15 protein-coding genes and 2 pseudogenes are annotated in these 17,130 nt (G+C 47.6%); 9 read left to right on the forward strand and 8 right to left on the reverse strand.

Translation table 11 applies throughout. The features are described 5' to 3' along the window. Genes coaE through ACZ1HF_RS13440 form a run of 3 tightly spaced genes read right to left on the reverse strand, consistent with a single transcriptional unit; the run spans window position 1 to window position 2,020 of the window. Window positions 1-594, reverse strand: a complete 594-nt coding sequence (gene coaE / locus ACZ1HF_RS13430; RefSeq protein WP_472657988.1) for a dephospho-CoA kinase — start codon at window positions 592-594, stop codon at window positions 1-3. Further along, window positions 591-1,424 carry a shikimate dehydrogenase gene (locus ACZ1HF_RS13435; protein ID WP_472657989.1) on the reverse strand — a complete coding sequence of 278 codons (834 nt, stop codon included), beginning with the start codon at window positions 1,422-1,424 and terminating at the stop codon, window positions 591-593. The genes coaE and ACZ1HF_RS13435 overlap by 4 nt, the downstream gene beginning before the upstream one ends. Next, a complete protein-coding gene (locus ACZ1HF_RS13440; protein WP_472659050.1) occupies window positions 1,421-2,020 on the reverse strand; it encodes a Maf family protein in 600 nt (199 codons plus the stop codon). The genes ACZ1HF_RS13435 and ACZ1HF_RS13440 overlap by 4 nt, the downstream gene beginning before the upstream one ends. Before the next feature lie 365 nt (window positions 2,021-2,385). Here ACZ1HF_RS13440 and hemJ point away from each other — a divergent pair, with 365 nt between their 5' ends. From hemJ to ACZ1HF_RS13475, 7 genes and pseudogenes are all read left to right on the forward strand, one after another. Then, window positions 2,386-2,838 (forward strand): protoporphyrinogen oxidase HemJ, encoded by a 453-nt coding sequence (gene hemJ / locus ACZ1HF_RS13445; RefSeq protein WP_472657990.1) that lies wholly within the window; start codon window positions 2,386-2,388, stop codon window positions 2,836-2,838. Between the two features lie 120 nt (window positions 2,839-2,958). After that, a complete protein-coding gene (gene rho, locus ACZ1HF_RS13450; RefSeq protein WP_472657991.1) occupies window positions 2,959-4,230 on the forward strand; it encodes a transcription termination factor Rho in 1,272 nt (423 codons plus the stop codon). Between the two features lie 46 nt (window positions 4,231-4,276). Continuing rightward, window positions 4,277-5,569: a tRNA uridine-5-carboxymethylaminomethyl(34) synthesis GTPase MnmE gene (gene mnmE / locus ACZ1HF_RS13455; RefSeq protein ID WP_472657992.1), complete on the forward strand. Its 1,293-nt coding sequence runs from the start codon at window positions 4,277-4,279 to the stop codon at window positions 5,567-5,569. 2 nt (window positions 5,570-5,571) lie between these two features. Beyond that, window positions 5,572-7,443, forward strand: coding sequence for a tRNA uridine-5-carboxymethylaminomethyl(34) synthesis enzyme MnmG (mnmG, locus tag ACZ1HF_RS13460; protein WP_472657993.1), 1,872 nt, complete (start codon window positions 5,572-5,574; stop codon window positions 7,441-7,443). Continuing rightward, window positions 7,440-8,080, forward strand: a pseudogene (gene rsmG, locus ACZ1HF_RS13465) (16S rRNA (guanine(527)-N(7))-methyltransferase RsmG). The gene mnmG and the pseudogene rsmG overlap by 4 nt, the downstream one beginning before the upstream one ends. After that, window positions 8,080-8,888: pseudogene (locus ACZ1HF_RS13470) on the forward strand (ParA family protein). Before rsmG ends, ACZ1HF_RS13470 begins: the two co-directional pseudogenes overlap by 1 nt. Further along, window positions 8,881-9,789: a ParB/RepB/Spo0J family partition protein gene (locus ACZ1HF_RS13475; RefSeq protein ID WP_472657994.1), complete on the forward strand. Its 909-nt coding sequence runs from the start codon at window positions 8,881-8,883 to the stop codon at window positions 9,787-9,789. The pseudogene ACZ1HF_RS13470 and the gene ACZ1HF_RS13475 overlap by 8 nt, the downstream one beginning before the upstream one ends. On the opposite strand, the gene hemW is transcribed toward ACZ1HF_RS13475, so the two are convergent. From hemW to rph, 4 genes are read right to left on the reverse strand one after another with little or no spacing between them, the layout of a single operon-like run. Then, window positions 9,786-10,940 (reverse strand): radical SAM family heme chaperone HemW, encoded by a 1,155-nt coding sequence (gene hemW / locus ACZ1HF_RS13480; RefSeq protein WP_472657995.1) that lies wholly within the window; start codon window positions 10,938-10,940, stop codon window positions 9,786-9,788. The two genes, ACZ1HF_RS13475 and hemW, sit on opposite strands and share 4 nt — an antisense overlap. A gap of 3 nt (window positions 10,941-10,943) precedes the next feature. Continuing rightward, a complete protein-coding gene (locus ACZ1HF_RS13485) occupies window positions 10,944-11,327 on the reverse strand; it encodes a RidA family protein (RefSeq protein WP_472657996.1) in 384 nt (127 codons plus the stop codon). A gap of 4 nt (window positions 11,328-11,331) precedes the next feature. Next, window positions 11,332-11,940 (reverse strand): RdgB/HAM1 family non-canonical purine NTP pyrophosphatase, encoded by a 609-nt coding sequence (gene rdgB, locus ACZ1HF_RS13490; RefSeq protein WP_472657997.1) that lies wholly within the window; start codon window positions 11,938-11,940, stop codon window positions 11,332-11,334. 3 nt (window positions 11,941-11,943) lie between these two features. Next, a complete protein-coding gene (rph, locus tag ACZ1HF_RS13495) occupies window positions 11,944-12,657 on the reverse strand; it encodes a ribonuclease PH (RefSeq protein WP_472657998.1) in 714 nt (237 codons plus the stop codon). 117 nt (window positions 12,658-12,774) lie between these two features. Here rph and hrcA point away from each other — a divergent pair, with 117 nt between their 5' ends. Both hrcA and ACZ1HF_RS13505 read left to right on the forward strand, forming a co-directional pair. Continuing rightward, window positions 12,775-13,857, forward strand: a complete 1,083-nt coding sequence (gene hrcA / locus ACZ1HF_RS13500; protein ID WP_472657999.1) for a heat-inducible transcriptional repressor HrcA — start codon at window positions 12,775-12,777, stop codon at window positions 13,855-13,857. Beyond that, window positions 13,850-14,419, forward strand: a complete 570-nt coding sequence (locus tag ACZ1HF_RS13505) for a nucleotide exchange factor GrpE (protein ID WP_472658000.1) — start codon at window positions 13,850-13,852, stop codon at window positions 14,417-14,419. The genes hrcA and ACZ1HF_RS13505 overlap by 8 nt, the downstream gene beginning before the upstream one ends. On the opposite strand, the gene mutS is transcribed toward ACZ1HF_RS13505, so the two are convergent. Beyond that, on the reverse strand, window positions 14,405-17,020 hold the full coding sequence (mutS, locus tag ACZ1HF_RS13510; RefSeq protein ID WP_472659051.1) for a DNA mismatch repair protein MutS: 2,616 nt from the start codon (window positions 17,018-17,020) through the stop codon (window positions 14,405-14,407). The two genes, ACZ1HF_RS13505 and mutS, sit on opposite strands and share 15 nt — an antisense overlap. Window positions 17,021-17,130: the final 110 nt, after the last annotated feature.

Here is a 17,130-nt window from a genome sequence, read left to right on the forward strand (position 1 = left end):
TCACTTAGCCTTGATTTCTTCGACCAAGGATTGCACAGCATTGCGGGTATCCTCAAGGTTCAAAGTCTCGATCACGTAATCAGCTCGCGCACGTTTTTGTTCGTCAGGAATCTGACGTGCCAGAATTGTCTGGAGCATTTCTTCCGACATGGTCTTGCGCGATAACACCCTGCTGCGTTGAATAGCTGCGGGAACAATCACGACAAGAACAGCATCGACCTCATTTTGCGCACCTGTTTCGAACAGCAAGGGGATATCAAGGATAATTAAATCCTCATCTGAGTGGTTTGCTTTGAAAGCTTCCCTATCTCTGGCAACAAGCGGATGGATGACTTGTTCCAGTTCTTTGAGCAGATCAGGGGCTGCAGCTATCTTTTGTTTCAGAATATTCTTGTCGACCTTTCCAGCGCATACGGCTTCTGGCACCAGTTTTTTGACAGCTTCGACACCCATACTGTCTTTCGCATACAAATCCTGAACCGTGCTATCAGCATCCCAAACGGATATCCCCATATCCCGAAACATTTGTGCAGTGGTGGACTTGCCCATTCCGATAGAGCCGGTGAGGCCAAGTATGAATGGTTTTTTCTTCACACCAAAAGTGCTTGTCGCAGATCTTTGTCAACATCTGGCTCATAACCGAACCAGCGCTCAAAGCCAGGAACGGCCTGATGTAGTAACATTCCAAGACCGTCTACGGTTTGACATCCTTTTTCCTTGGCATCATCAAGGAATTTCGTTCGCAGCGGGGTGTATACGATATCTGTCACAAGCGTTTTTGAACTCAGCCCATCAAGCGAGAGCTTCAATGGCTCCTTACCGGTCATCCCAAGCGACGTCGTATTGACTAGAGTTGATAGGTTCTCAAGGTGACTTGCAGCCTGCGTCCAATCGATAACAGTTATTTTTGCGCCAAAATGGGCCTTTAAAGCATCTGCCCGCGCACGCGTCCGATTTGTCAGAATAATCTCGGGCACACGTTCATCTAGTAGTGCTGCAATCACAGCCCGTGCTGCGCCACCCGCACCTAAAACCATCGCAGTACTATCTTTGGCTGACCAATCTGGCGCTTCCTGCTTCAGGTTGGAAATGAAGCCAACACCATCTGTGTTATCAGCATGCAGCTTTCCATCACTTTGAAACGTAAGGGTGTTCGCAGCACCAACCAAGGCTGCACGGTCGGATATTACATCGGCAATTTCCAGGACTGTTTCTTTGTGTGGGATCGTCACATTTACCCCACGAAACCCCATTTTCGGCAGTGTGCCTAAAACGATACCAAGGTCATTGCTTGATACATCCATAGGAATGTAGTGACCCGGAATGCCATACCGTCGGAGCCAATACCCATGCAGACGTGGCGATTTGCTGTGCAAGACTGGCTGGCCAATAACACCAGCCAAGGGGATTTTCGTAATACTCATCCCTCAATTACACCTATATTTGTCAAGTAACCAACTACATCCAATAACGGCATACCTAGAATGCTGAAATAGTCACCTTCAATATTCGAAAATAGCCGTGATCCTTCTGCTTCTATCTGATATGCGCCGACGCAGTCTTTGATAGTATCCCAGTTTCGGATTAGATAGTTATGCAAATAGGCATCGCTGAAATCACGCATGGTTAGCTTCACTTGTTGGATTACACGCCAAACTGGCTTCGCCTCTGAATAAATCACAACTGCAGAGATTAGTTGATGGCTAGACCCACGTAAGATTTCCAGCTGAGCAACTGCTTCTTCGATGGTTTTTGGCTTGGATAGAATCTGATCTTCATAGTTCAGTACCTGATCGCAGCCTATAACCAGTGCTGTCGGATTGTTTCGAGAAACATAAATTGCTTTATACTCTGCCAGAACATCAGCGATGTCTCTTGGCTTTGCCTTCTCAGCGATAAGACTTTGCTTGATTTGCCCTTCATCGACTTTCGCAATCTGCACTGCAAATTCCACACCAACGTTTGACAGCATTTGCTGTCTGATTTTTGATCCGGAAGCGAGGATGATCTGCTGTGTCATGTGTACAAATATGGGGATATCCAGTTTCTCAACACATGTATAAAAGATGATCTGTCCACTGGGAACGCCAAGATCAATCATTTTACCGACAGTCGCGATATTTTATGATTGAGTTATGCACTGTCTGTAAGTCGGCCAACATATGTTCATAAAACATGGTTACCCACAAATACTACGTCTTCTTCCACACGTTTTATACTTATAAAGTATTGATATTTAATTATTTTATTTCATCTATGGATAGCTGCCTACGAGTTAGGGAAATAGTGGATAAATCAATAATCCAGACTATCCACTATACATACTACATCATCATATCTTTTCTTCTTTATTATATTTAAAAGAGGGAAACTGGAGTGACGCAAATGGCCGATATCCTGATATCAGCATACCCATGGATAAAAAGCATACATGTGATATCTGTTATCGCTTGGATGGCAGGGCTATTCTATCTACCACGGCTTTTTGTCTATCATACTGAAAGCGTTGAAACGGGCTCGGAGACAGACCAGCTTTTTCAGACAATGGAAATGAAGTTGCTGCGCGTCATCATGAACCCAGCAATGATCTCAAGCTGGGTGTTTGGTTTACTGCTTGTGATGACACCAGGGATCATTGATTGGTCAAGCGTTTGGCCATGGGCTAAGTTAGTTGGCATAACTGGAATGACTGCCTTCCACATGTGGCTGGCAAAGAGACGGAAAATCTTTCTGGTAGGGCAAAATACGCTGAGCGGGCGATCTTATCGTTTGATGAATGAGGTCCCGACAATCCTGATGATTGTGATCGTGATATCCGTAATCGTGCGACCTTTCTAGGTTACAATTGACTCGCTGCTATTAGCGCATTACAGAAGCTGAAATCAGGCCGTCCGGCTGTGATGTTTCCAGTAACAAAATTCAACTATTGGCATTCGCGTCAATCCAACAGGGTTTGCTATGACTCAAGATCGTCTTAATCTCGCTGATTTAAAAAAGAAAAGCCCTGCAGATTTGGTTGCAATGGCCGAGGATCTCGAAATCGAGAATGCGTCGACCATGCGCAAAGGGGACATGATGTTCTCGATCCTCAAGGAGCGCGCTGAAGAAGGTTGGGAAATCTCAGGTGATGGCGTTCTTGAAGTCTTGCAGGATGGCTTTGGCTTCTTGCGATCCCCGGAGGCGAACTATCTGCCAGGTCCGGATGATATTTACGTATCGCCAGAGATGATCCGTCAGTTTTCGTTGCGGACAGGCGATACTGTTGAAGGTGTCATGCAGGCGCCGCGCGAGAATGAGAGGTACTTTGCGATCACCAAAGTGACGCGGATAAACTTTGAAGAACCTGAAAAGGCGCGTCATAAGGTTAGTTTTGATAACTTGACGCCTCTGTACCCGGATGAGCGTCTGAATATGGAAGTAGACGACCCAACAGTTAAGGATCGATCAGCTCGGATCATTGATTTAGTAGCTCCCATCGGGAAAGGTCAACGATCACTGATCGTCGCACCGCCGCGTACTGGTAAGACCGTCTTGCTGCAGAATATAGCGAACAGCATCGAAAAAAATCACCCGGAGTGTTATCTCATCGTGCTTCTGATTGATGAACGTCCTGAAGAAGTAACAGACATGCAGCGTTCTGTGAAAGGTGAAGTTATCAGTTCTACTTTTGATGAACCTGCAACGCGTCATGTTGGTGTGTCTGAGATGGTGATTGAAAAGGCAAAGCGGTTGGTTGAACATAAACGCGATGTCGTCATTCTACTGGATTCGATCACACGGCTTGGTCGCGCATTCAACACCGTTGTTCCATCCTCCGGCAAGGTATTGACGGGTGGGGTAGACGCAAACGCGTTGCAGCGTCCTAAACGTTTCTTTGGTGCAGCGAGGAATATTGAAGAGGGTGGATCACTGACAATCATTGCAACGGCTTTGATTGATACGGGCAGTCGAATGGATGAAGTCATCTTTGAAGAATTCAAAGGGACTGGTAACTCTGAAATTGTTCTGGATCGCAAAGTTGCGGACAAACGTGTGTTCCCGGCGATGGATATATTGAAATCTGGCACCCGGAAGGAAGAGCTATTGGTGGATAAGGTGGACCTGCAAAAGACATTCGTTTTGCGCCGTATTCTTAATCCTATGGGGACCACCGATGCGATCGAGTTCTTACTTGGTAAACTTAAGCAAACCAAATCAAATTCTGAGTTCTTCGACTCTATGAATACCTGATCACTGAACTCCTGATTATTATTTATATACAATAGGTTATCAGGATATGGACACTATTTTTGCGCTGGCGACAGCAGCTGGAAAAGCTGGGGTATCTATTATTCGTGTGTCTGGCCCGGATGCCTTTTCGGCGTGCAAAAAGCTAACTGGAAATGACATAAAAATACGCAAACCAGTTTTGCGATCAGTATATGGTGAAGCTGGTGATTTAATTGATCGCGCTCTCGTTATTGCGTTCGAAAGCGGTGCGAGCTTTACCGGTGAGGATGTTGTCGAGGTTCATCTTCACGGAAGCCCTGCAATAGTTTTGGCTGTGATCAAACGACTTGAATCATTTGATGATCTTCGTTTTGCTAATCCCGGTGAATTTACACGACGTGCGTTTGAGAATGGCAAGCTTGATCTGGCCCAAGTCGAAGGCCTTGCCGATTTGATCGATGCAGAAACCGAAGCTCAGCGTCGGCAGGCAATGCGGGTTTTCCAGGGTGCTTTGGGTGCCAAAACACAAGAATGGCGATCTCTATTGATCAGAGCAGTTGCGCTACTAGAAGCAACAATTGATTTTGCAGACGAAGATGTGCCTACGGATGTTACTCCGGAAGTACGTGGATTGCTGATGACTGTGCTTGGTGCTTTGACAACTGAGATAGAAGGTGTTGGTGTGTCTGAGCGCATTCGTGAAGGTTTCGAAGTTGCAATCGTTGGGCCGCCAAATATTGGAAAATCGACGTTGCTGAATGCGCTGGCTGGGCGAGACGCAGCCATTACGTCTTCGTATGCAGGTACGACACGTGACATCATAGAAGTACGTATGGACTTAAATGGGCTGCCTGTTACATTTCTTGATACAGCTGGCTTGCGAGAAACAGACGATGAAGTCGAGAGTATCGGTATAAAGCGTGCGATTGATCGTGCAACCTTAGCTGATATCCGCGTAATTTTGGTGGAAAATCCATCGCTTCCATTACCTATCACTGTTGAAGACCAAGACATGATATTGGTTGGTAAGGCAGACATTAATACAGGATGTAGTGCCCCAACAGTATCTGGGAAAACAGGCCAGGGCATTTCGGAGCTGGTTGAGTACGTTACGGATGTGCTTAGTCGTGTTTCGTCATCTGCATCTTTGGCGATCCGAGAGCGGCACAGGGTGGCTATGTCAGATGCGGTAAGCTCTTTGAAAAATTGCCTGAATCAACTAGATGGGGGTATGGAAGCGGCTGAGTTGGCTGCAGAGGAACTGCATAATGCAATTCATAGCCTTGAAAGTATGATTGGCCATGTTGGTGTTGAAACTGTTCTGGATGAGATATTTGCAAGTTTCTGTCTTGGAAAATAGGAGTGTTTCACGTGAAACATTCATTTGACATCGTTGTTGTTGGCGGCGGACATGCCGGGGTAGAAGCTGCGCATGTTGCGGCCTGTATGGGCGTGAAAACATGTCTGATAACTCAGAAAATAAGCACAATTGGGGTGATGTCATGCAACCCCGCAATTGGTGGTCTTGGCAAAGGTCACCTTGTTCGCGAAATAGATGCCTTGGGCGGGATTATGGGGGGTGCTGCAGATGCAGCTGGAATCCAGTTCCGTTTGCTGAACCGCCGGAAAGGCCCTGCGGTACAAGGCCCACGAGCACAGACAGATCGGGCACTATATCGCGATACAGTTCAGAAAATTGTACTGAATCAGGCGAATTTGACGGTTATCGAAGCAGAAGTCGCTGATCTTATCGAAGTTGACCATAGGATATGTGGTGTAAAACTTAGCGATGGTAGTGAGGTTTCATCGAAATCGGTTATTTTAACGACTGGTACTTTTCTTCGCGGGGTCATTCACATTGGTAATGTATCGAAGTCGGGCGGCCGTATGGGTTGTAACCCATCTGTAAGGCTTGCCGAAAGAATTGACAGCTTTGATCTTCCTCTTGGGCGCTTGAAAACTGGGACACCGCCTCGCCTGGATGGCCGGACGATTGATTGGGCGGACTTGGAAATGCAGCCAGGCGATGATGATCCTGTGATGTTCTCATTTCTCTCAGACAAACCATCTGTTGATCAGGTATCATGCGGGATTACGCATACTAACGAACAAACCCATGATATTATTAGAAAAAACCTTGATAACTCTGCGATGTACGGCGGGCATATCGATGGTGTTGGGCCGCGTTATTGTCCATCGATCGAAGATAAAATCGTTCGATTCTCTGAAAAGCTGTCGCATCAGGTTTTCCTGGAACCAGAGGGTTTGAATGATCCAACCGTGTATCCAAACGGAATATCGACCTCAATGCCGGTAGAGGTACAGGAGGCGTATGTTCACTCGATAAAAGGTTTGGAGAACGCGGATATTTTGCAGCCAGGTTATGCAATTGAGTACGACTACGTTGATCCACGTGCATTAGGGCGGGACCTTCAGTTGAAAGATGTATCCGGTCTTTATTTTGCAGGCCAGATCAATGGTACGACAGGGTATGAAGAAGCTGCAGCACAAGGTTTGATAGCAGGTCTGAATGCTGCGCTTTCTGCGACAGATCGGGAAAATATGGTTTTAAGCAGATCTGAGGCGTATATTGGCGTAATGGTAGATGACTTAGTGACGCGAGGCGTCTCAGAGCCGTATCGCATGTTCACATCCCGTGCTGAGTTCCGTTTGTCCTTACGTGCAGACAACGCGGACCAACGACTTACGCCGTTTGGGATAACCTCTGGCTGCGTAGATCAAAACCGTGCTGATAGCTTTAAGCGGAAGATGGATTGCATAGCAAAGGCGAAGGCCGAGCTTGGTGAATTAACCCTCACACCTCAGAGCGCTAATAAAGCAGGGATTAAGGTTAATTTGGACGGAAAACGGCGTAATGCCTTGGATTTGCTGTCTTTTCCAGATGTGAATTTTAGCTCTTTAGTTGATGTTTGGCCACAGCTTGCAGAAACGGACCCTGCTGTGGCCAATCAGATTGAGCGGGATGCACTGTACTCAAATTATATCCAGCGGCAGGTTAAAGACGCCGAGATGCTTCAGAAAGATGAGGCAGTCGTGATCCCGGATGACTTTGATTATCAAGATGTTAACGGCCTCTCACACGAATTGAGAGAAAAACTGACGGCTGTTAGACCAGAAAGCTTGGGTCAAGCAGGCAGAATTGACGGCATAACACCTGCCGCACTGACGCTTATCCTTGGCAAACTTCGCAAGAAAATTAAAAGGTCAGCATGAAACTTGACGAAGAGACTAGTGCGAGATTTCAAAAAACATTCGATGTTTCACGTGAAACAATAGAGAAACTGATATTGTTTGAAGAGCTGGTTCATAAATGGACAGCAAAGATAAATCTGATTTCTCCCACTACTCTTCCTGAAATCTGGACTCGTCACTATTGGGATTCAGCGCAATTAACACAGTATATTCCTGAAAATAGTACGCAAATAGTCGACTTAGGATCAGGGGGTGGGTTTCCGGGTATCGTACTTTCAATCTTGGCAAATGAGAAAATGCCAAGCCTCAAGGTTACTATGGTGGAAGCGGATCAGCGTAAATGCGCTTTTTGCGGTCCGCAATTACAGGCCTCGATCTGAATGCAAAAGTTGTAAATCAGCGTATCGAGAAGTTGCTACCGCAACAGGCTGAGATTGTTACAGCGCGCGCTCTTGCACCGTTATCTGGCTTGTTGCCAATGGTCGAGCGTCACCTGTCCGCGGAAGGGATAGCTCTTTTGTTGAAAGGCTCGAATTATCAAGCTGAAATAGACGATTTATCCGAAACTTGGAGCTTCTCATTGCAGAAAGCGACTAGCCAGATAGACCCGCGCGGGGTAATTCTAAGGCTTAGTCAATTGAGGTCGATGCACAGCTGATGAATACGAAATCGCCTAAAATAATTTCAATCACAAACCAGAAGGGCGGTGTAGGTAAAACTACAACTGCCATCAATCTGGGTGCTGCACTTGCCGCAAAAGGAAAAAAATCCTTTTGATTGACCTTGACCCACAAGGAAATGCATCGACTGGGTTAGGTATAGATCCGGCTGATAGAAAGCTGACAACATACGACCTGCTACTAAATGGTGTTGATATCAAACGCGTTGCTACACAATCTAGTGTACCAAATATGATGATTGCACCGGCAAATACTGATCTGAGTTCCGCGGATTTACAATTGGTGACAGCGTCGCGCAGGGTATTTATGTTAAGCGATTGTCTGCGAGGTTCCTCTATTCGCGACCTGAAGCTGGACTACGTACTCATTGATTGTCCGCCGTCCCTTAACCTATTGACTTTAAACGCAATGGTCGCTTCGGATTCAGTTCTTGTTCCTCTTCAAGCTGAATTTTTTGCATTGGAAGGTCTGTCACAACTCATGCTATCAGTTCGTGAAATCCGGGAAACGGCAAATCCAAAACTGCGTTTAGAAGGCGTTGTCCTGACAATGTATGATCGCAGGAATAACCTATGCCACCAGGTTGAACTTGATGCTCGGGAAAACCTTAAATCACTGGTATTCAGGACGATGATACCAAGGAATGTGCGGTTGAGTGAGGCTCCCTCCTATGGAATGCCGGTTATTAACTATGATCCAATATCCCGCGGTGCTGTCGCTTATAAATCATTGGCTACAGAGATGATCAGCCGTCACTCGGTAAAAAAGGTACAACAAAATGGCTGATAAAAAAAATGAACGTCGTGGATTAGGCCGTGGGCTCTCGGCTCTTATGGCCGACGTTGATGTTAATGTTTCAGACGCTGATCAGCCCAGATCAACTACCTCAAGTCAGATAGTTCCCGTTGAACAAATTGCACCTAACCCGGATCAACCCCGTCGGGACTTTGTTCAGGAAGAGCTTAATGAGCTGGCATCTTCAATTTCGGAAAAGGGGGTTATCCAGCCGCTTATCGTAAGATCTGATCCAAAAGGAAAAGTGAAATACCAGATTGTCGCTGGTGAACGCAGATGGCGTGCGGCACAGATTGCACAGGTCCACGAGGTTCCTATCGTTGTTCGTGAGTTCGATGATGGCGAAGTTCTTGAAATTGCGATTATTGAGAATATCCAACGGTCTGACTTAAACGCTATTGAAGAAGCGATGGGGTATCGACAACTTCAGGATCGCTTCGGACATACGCAAGAACAATTAGCGGGTGCCTTGGGTAAAAGTCGCAGTCATATTGCAAACCTGCTTCGCTTACTGAGTTTGCCCGAAGAAGTTCTTGGGTGGGTGCGTGAGGGCAAGTTGTCCGCAGGCCATGCACGGGCATTGGTTACATCAGAAAATCCCGGAGAGCTGGCACGTTTTGTTATCAGTAAAAGCCTTTCTGTTCGCGAAACAGAAAAGCTTGCAAAAACAGGGATGAAACCCCCAGAGAAACCCGCAAAAAAGAAGTTGGATCATGCGCAAAAAGATGCAGATACGCGTGCTTTGGAACAAGATTTGAGTGCTAATCTTCGTATGCCGGTATCAATTGATCATAAAGACGGTCAGGAAAAGGGCACAGTAACCATTGGGTATAAGGATTTTTCCCAACTTGATGATCTGTGCCGCATGCTTAGCGCTGTCGTTGATGATTAGGTTAGGATTTCTTTCAAAACGGTGTTCAGGACGATACGATAATCGTCTGCTACTCTTAGGTGGCTGTCAGATGAACTTAGAATTCCGTCTTCAATCAACCTATTGATATTGTTATATATTTTTTGATCAGCTTTGATTTTTGAAAGATAATCAGCGTTCACGCCCTCGCTTAGCCTCAATGCCATCATGATGTATTCTACGGCTTGATCATCGTGGTTGATCACATCACGGGAACCCTCGCCAGAACCGTTGTTCTCGACGTGTTTCAGCCATTCTAACGGGGCAAGAAACGTCTCTGTTGCAAAGCGAGTGTTGTCTAGGGTCAAGCGCCCATGCGCGCCGGGCCCAATACCCAGATAGTCACCACCGCGCCAATAGATAAGATTATGCAACGACTCAGAGCCAGCTTTGGAGTGGTTAGAAATTTCATACGCAGGCAGCCCGGCTTTTGAAGTCACATCCTGAGTTAGTTTATACATGTCGGCTGATAGATCATCGGGTGGCATACCACGAAGCTTTCCGCGCGCAGCTCTTTCACCAAATGCTGTTCCGTCCTCGATTGTGAGCTGATAGAGTGACATATGTTCTGGGCCCATTTTTATGGCTTGATCCAGTTCTTGTCGCCACGCTGACAGAGTTTGATTTTGTCTGGCGTATATAAGGTCAAAACTAACCCGATCAAATGTGGCCTGCGCGATATCAAAAGCAGCCCTAGCATCTGCGACTGTATGTAATCTTCCCAGGGCATTGAGGTCAGTATCGTTCAGCGCTTGGATGCCCATCGATACGCGGTTTACACCAGCATCGCGATATCCGGCAAAACGATGCGCTTCAACTGATGTCGGGTTCGCCTCTAACGTCACTTCGAAGTTGTTTGCCACAGGCCAAAGCAGACGGATACGTGCAATGATCTTTTCCACGATATCTACATTCATCAGACTGGGAGTACCGCCGCCGAAGAAAACTGTATTCAATGTTCGATCCCGAGTGCCCAGCGCAACGCGATCAAGTTCAGCCAGATACGCGTTACACCAGCGGACTTGGTCAATTTCGGACCAGACATGGCTGTTGAAGTCACAGTACGGACATTTAGCCTGACAAAAGGGCCAGTGGATATACAGACCGAAGCCAGCTCGTTGCCAGTTTTCCAAATGCTAACCCTTAAAGGCAGTGACTTCGATTTCCACCAGCATCTCAGGTTTGATCAGGTTAGCGATAACCATAGTCGCAGCCGGTCGGATGTCACCCAGCACTTCGCCAAGAACAGGGATAAGATGATCCACCATATTGGTATCAACCACTGTGTATTGCACCCGTGCGATATCGCCCATCGTAAAGCCAGCTACAGCCAGCACATTTGAAATAGTGGCAAAACAGTTATGCGCCTGCGCAGCAATGCCATCCGGTATCACCATTGTGTGGTAATCGTATCCGGTCACGCCTGATACAAAACACCAATCTCCTTGCACGACAGCGCGACTGTACCCCATGGTTTTTTCAAAAGCTGATCCGGTTGAGATAAGCCTGCGCTCTGCCATGGTTTTACCTTTCAAATGCCTTTACGAGTTTACGAAATGCATCAGCGCGGTGGCTGATTTTATTTTTCTCCCACCTGTCCATCTCGCCAAATGTGATGTCATATCCTTGGGGCATGAACACCGGATCATACCCATGACCTTGATCCCCACGCATTGGCCATACGACTTGGCCTTCCATAGTTCCCGCAAAAACCTCGTCATGCCCATCTGGCCAAGCTAAAACCATCGTACAGCAAAACCTTGCGGTCCTCGGGAATGGTGCATTTACAGCTTCCAGCTCATCGTGAGTTCGGCGCATTGCCATCGCGAAATCCCGGCCATTCGCTGTCTGTGCCCAATCTGCAGTGTAAACACCAGGAGCGCCTCCTAATGCGTCGATTTCTATTCCACTGTCGTCAGAAAGCGCAGGAAGACCTGTTGCTTTTGCAGCTGCATGAGCCTTAATACGAGCGTTACCAACAAAGGTCGTTTCTGTTTCCTCGGGTTCAGGTAGATCATGATCTGAAGCCGACGTTACCTTGATCTTATAAGGCTCAAGTAGATGCGCAATCTCCTCAAGTTTTCCGGCATTATGGGTTGCAACCAACAGGGTATCACCATCGAATACGCGCATTGTCTAAGCTCCAACTGCAACTTTCTGAGCGCTTACAAGTTCTTTTACCCCAGCTTCGGCCAAATCAATCAGTTGATCCAGCTGGGCTCTGCTGAAAGTCGCACCTTCGGCTGATCCCTGAACCTCGATCAAACCACCTTGGCCGGTCATGACGAAATTTGCGTCGGTTCCCGCATCGCTGTCTTCCAGATAATCAAGATCCAGCACTGATTGGCCCGCATAGATACCGCAGCTGACCGCTGCCACATGATCCGTGATCGGATCACTGATAACGTCGCCAGCTTTCATCAATGAATTAACAGCAAGGCGAAGTGCTACCCATCCACCGGTCACAGAAGCGCAGCGTGTTCCGCCATCCGCCTGAATAACATCGCAATCGACTACGATCTGACGTTCGCCCAAAGCAACACGATCCACACCGGCCCGTAGAGATCGTCCAATTAGACGCTGAATCTCCTGAGTCCTGCCTGATTGCCCGTTTTTTGCCTCGCGGCGCATCCTTGTATGGGTTGCGCGGGGTAGCATACCATATTCTGCTGTCACCCAGCCCAACCCGGTATTTCGCAAAAAGGGGGGCACTTTTTCATCAACTGAGGCAGTGCACAGCACATGGGTCTCACCGCATTTGATAAGACATGATCCTTCGGCATATTTTGTAACGCCAACCTCAATTGAAATCTGACGCATTGCACTTAAATCACGACCAGACGGGCGCATGGAATATCCTTTCCTGAAGCTCAGGATCAGTTACCCTTGCTGTTCGACTGGTTGCAAGTCAGATTGATCATTAAATAGTGTATGCATCGGAATTATGAGTTGAAGCACCGGATAAATATGACTGACGGTACGAACATTTTGAATGAGATGAGTGACCGCAGCCGTGAGGTATTTCAGCGGATTGTAGAGTCCTATCTCAGCACCGGTGATCCGGTTGGTTCCAGAACACTTACACGGGCGATGACTGAAAAGGTCAGCCCTGCGACTATTCGTAATGTGATGCAAGATCTGGAATATTTGGGCTTGTTGGACAGCCCACATATATCAGCAGGTCGTATACCTACCGAGCAAGGCCTACGCATGTTTGTCGACGGTCTACTTGAAATGAGTGATCTTACCAACAAGGACAGGGAAAAAATTGATGCGACTTTAGGATCCAATGATCGTGATGTTGGAACTATGCTAGACCGTGTCGGTTCTGCCTTGTCTGGGCTCACACAAGGTGCCAGTTTGGTTCTTGCACCGAAACATGAGGCACCCATAAAACACATAGAGTTTGTAAGCCTAGCTGCAGACCGTGCTTTGGTGGTGCTGGTGTTTGGTGATGGTCATGTTGAAAATCGTATTTTTACGCCCCCCATGGGACAAACTCCATCATCAATGCGTGAGGCGGCAAATTTCCTGAATGCCCTTGCTGAAGGACGCACCATTTCGGAACTTCGGCTTCTGATGGAAAAAGAGGTAAAAACTCGCCGTCAGGAACTGGATCAACTTGCCAATGACATGGTGGACACTGGTCTGGCGATTTGGGAAAATACCGGTGAACGTAATGAGCGTCTGATCGTGCGCGGGAGAGCGAATCTTCTTGACGAGACTGAAGGTGCTGAAGGGTTGGAGCGGATCAGATCTCTGTTTGATGATCTTGAACGTAAGCGTGATATAGCCGAATTTCTTGAACTTGCCGAAGATGGAGAGGGTGTGCGCATTTTTATTGGCTCAGAGAACAAACTCTTTTCACTTTCGGGTTCCTCTCTGGTTGTAAGTCCTTATATGAACGCTGATCAGAAGATCATCGGCGCAGTGGGCGTGATTGGACCAACACGACTAAATTACGGTCGAATTGTACCCATCGTGAATTATACGGCACAGGTGGTTGGAAAGTTGATATCGGACGGCGGGCAAGGGTTTACCAATGAATGACGCAAAGAAAGACCAAGATTTCTCAGAAGAGATATCTGAAACCAAGGACTCTTTGGATGCTTTGGCAGAAGAGGGGGTAGATTACCTCGCTGAGATGGATGAGGTGGATCAGCTTCGTGAAGAACGTGATCAATTAAAAGACCGGCTTTTACGTGCGCTTGCAGATACCGAGAACTCTCGGAAGCGAGGTGAGCGTGATCGTCGTGAAGCTGAAAACTATGGCGGCTCAAAGCTCGCCAAGGATATGCTACCTGTCTATGATAACTTAAGACGTGCTATAGAGGCTGCTGATGATGCGCAACGCGAGGCAGCGAAAGCCGTGTTTGATGGTGTCGAGCTGACATTGCGTGAGTTGATCAGTGTTTTTGCCAAACACGGAATTGATCCAATTACACCGCAAGTTGGTGAAAAATTTGATCCTCAGCTTCATCAAGCCATGTTTGAGGCACCTGTACCAGACACTAAAGCGGGTGATATTATTCAGGTGATGACGGAAGGTTTCATGATCCATGACAGGCTTCTACGGCCCGCACAGGTCGGCGTCTCTTCAACGCCTGGTTAAATCCTTAAGGTCGTATAGAAGTTGCAACGCATCGCGAGGCGCAAGCTCGTCCGGGGATATCTGGGCGAGCTTTTCTTCAACTTCGGAAACCTTTGTCGGAGCGGTAGGGGTAGGGGCGACAGAAAACAGTGGCAAATCATCGATCAGTGTCTTGGGGCTTTGCCTGTCACGCTCCCCTTTTTCCAGCGCGTCCAAAATAACCCGCGCACGATCAACGACAGCATTTGGCAACCCGGCCAACTTGGCCACCTGAACACCATAAGATCGATCTGCCGCGCCTTTTCGAACCTCATGCAAGAAGATAACGTCACCTTCCCATTCCTTCACTGCAACAGTTGCGTTTTCTACCCCATCCAACTTTCCGGCCAGCGCGGTGAGTTCGTGGTAATGGGTCGCAAAAAGCGCACGACATTTGTTCGCATCGTGTAGATGCTCCAGCGTAGCCCAAGCTATCGAAAGCCCGTCATAGGTGGATGTTCCACGGCCAATCTCGTCAAGAATGACCAAGGCTCTGCTATCGGCTTGGTTTAGAATCGCAGCCGTTTCGACCATTTCAACCATGAATGTAGAGCGGCCCCTTGCTAGATCATCTGAGGCGCCGACACGGCTGAATAGCTGTGAAACGATGCCAATATGCGCTGATTTAGCTGGTACATAAGACCCTAATTGGGCCAATAGGGCGATAAGTGCGTTCTGACGAAGAAAGGTGGACTTACCTGCCATATTCGGACCGGTCAGCAACCAGATATGTGCAGCGCTGTGTTCTGCGCCCAAATCGCAGGAGTTTGCGATAAAGGACGAACCAGCTTTCGCCTTAAGAGCCCTTTCAACCACAGGATGGCGCGCATCTATAACCGTGAAAGCGCGTGACGCATCAATCTTGGGGCGTGACCAGTTTTCAGATGTCGCAAGGTCAGCCAAAGCTGACATCAGGTCGATTTCAGCCAATGATTTTGATACTGCGTTCAAGACGTCAGAAGATGTCAGTACAGCTTCACTTAGCGTCTCAAAAATTCGCTTTTCGATTTCAAGGGTGCGCGCCCCTGCATTTAGGATCTTTGTTTCCATTTCACTCAGATCAACAGTGGTAAAGCGTACCGCATTGGCTGTTGTCTGACGATGAATGAAATGCTCCGAAAGGGGTGGCGAAAGCATCTTCTCTGAGTGAGTTGACGGCGTTTCGATGAAATATCCCAGAACATTGTTATGTTTTATCTTTAATGCAGTAATACCTGTCTGTTGGGTGTAAGAGGCCTGCAATTCGGCAATCACTTTTCGCCCGTCATCTCGTAGCTTCCGAGCCTCATCCAAATCTAGGTCATAGCCACTTTCAACAAAGCCACCATCCCGCGCTAAAAGAGGCGGTTCTGCAATCAATGCACTCGACAATAGATTTATAAGTTCTTCATGCCCATCCAACGTCTTGGATGCATCAGAAAGTATCTTAGGCAGATCATGTTTGGAGAGTGTTTCTGCCAATGTTAGAGCCTGTTCTAGCCCGTTTCGTATTGCTGCAAGATCCCGTGGCCCACCACGTTCCAAGGCAAGTCGTGATAATGCGCGATCTATATCAGGCACTTTGCGCAAAGCATCTCGAACAGTATTTCGCAAGGGGCTATCTTGCGAAAACATCTCAATACAGTCTAATCGGCGATTTAACGTCTCAATATGCGTTGATGGGCTGGATAGTCGTCGATCCAGCAAACGGGCGCCACCAGCTGTCACTGTCCGATCGATTGTTGCAATCAATGACCCTTCGCGCGCACCGTCAAGCGATCTGGTCAATTCAAGATTTCGTCGTGTCGCCGCATCAATCTGCATCACGCGACTGGCTTCTTCTCTGACAGGGGGTTGCAGCAGGGGAAGCTGTCCCTTTTGCGTGATTTCAAGATAATCAACAATTGCGCCCATTGCGGAAAGTTCTGCACGGCTGAACTGACCAAAAGCTTCTAATGTACTGACTTGATATAGCTGTATGAGCCGTTTTTCAGATGATGTACTGTCAAAACTTGCCTGACTAAGCGGAGTCACGGACGTACCTGTTTCAGAAACCATCTGCTCCAGATCATCCAGATTGCCCTCGGATAGTAGAACTTCCCGAGGCATCAAACGTGCCAGCTCAGGCGAAAGTCGCACGAGTGAGCAGGGGCTCACACGAAATTCGCCCGTTGAAATGTCCACCCAGGCCAAAGCTGCATCGTTTCTAATTTTAGAAAACGCCACCAGATAATTGTTGCGCCGCGCTTCCAGTAAAGACTCTTCTGTCAGAGTACCTGGCGTGACAAGCCGAACAACATCACGTTTGACTACGGATTTTGACCCACGCTTTTTTGCCTCAGCCGGGTTTTCAAGTTGTTCACATACAGCTACGCGAAACCCTTTGCGGATCAGTGTCAGAAGGTAGTTTTCCGCCGAATGAACAGGTACACCACACATGGGAATGTCATTTCCCAGATGTTTGCCACGTTTTGTCAGTGCGATATCCAACGCTTCGGCAGCCGCAATGGCGTCTTCGAAAAACATTTCATAGAAATCACCCATCCTGTAGAATAGCAACGCATCCTTGTACTGCGCTTTAATCTCAAGAAATTGCGCCATCATTGGTGTTACAGAAGTATTGGCGAGCGTCACGAAATCCCCCAGCGTCACAATAAAACAAGTTTAATGGTCGTTTCAGCAGGGCGAAAGGGTGAAATCTGTCGATCCTTGGC

The sequence above is a fragment of the Litoreibacter sp. GN1-5 genome (genome assembly GCF_055693805.1).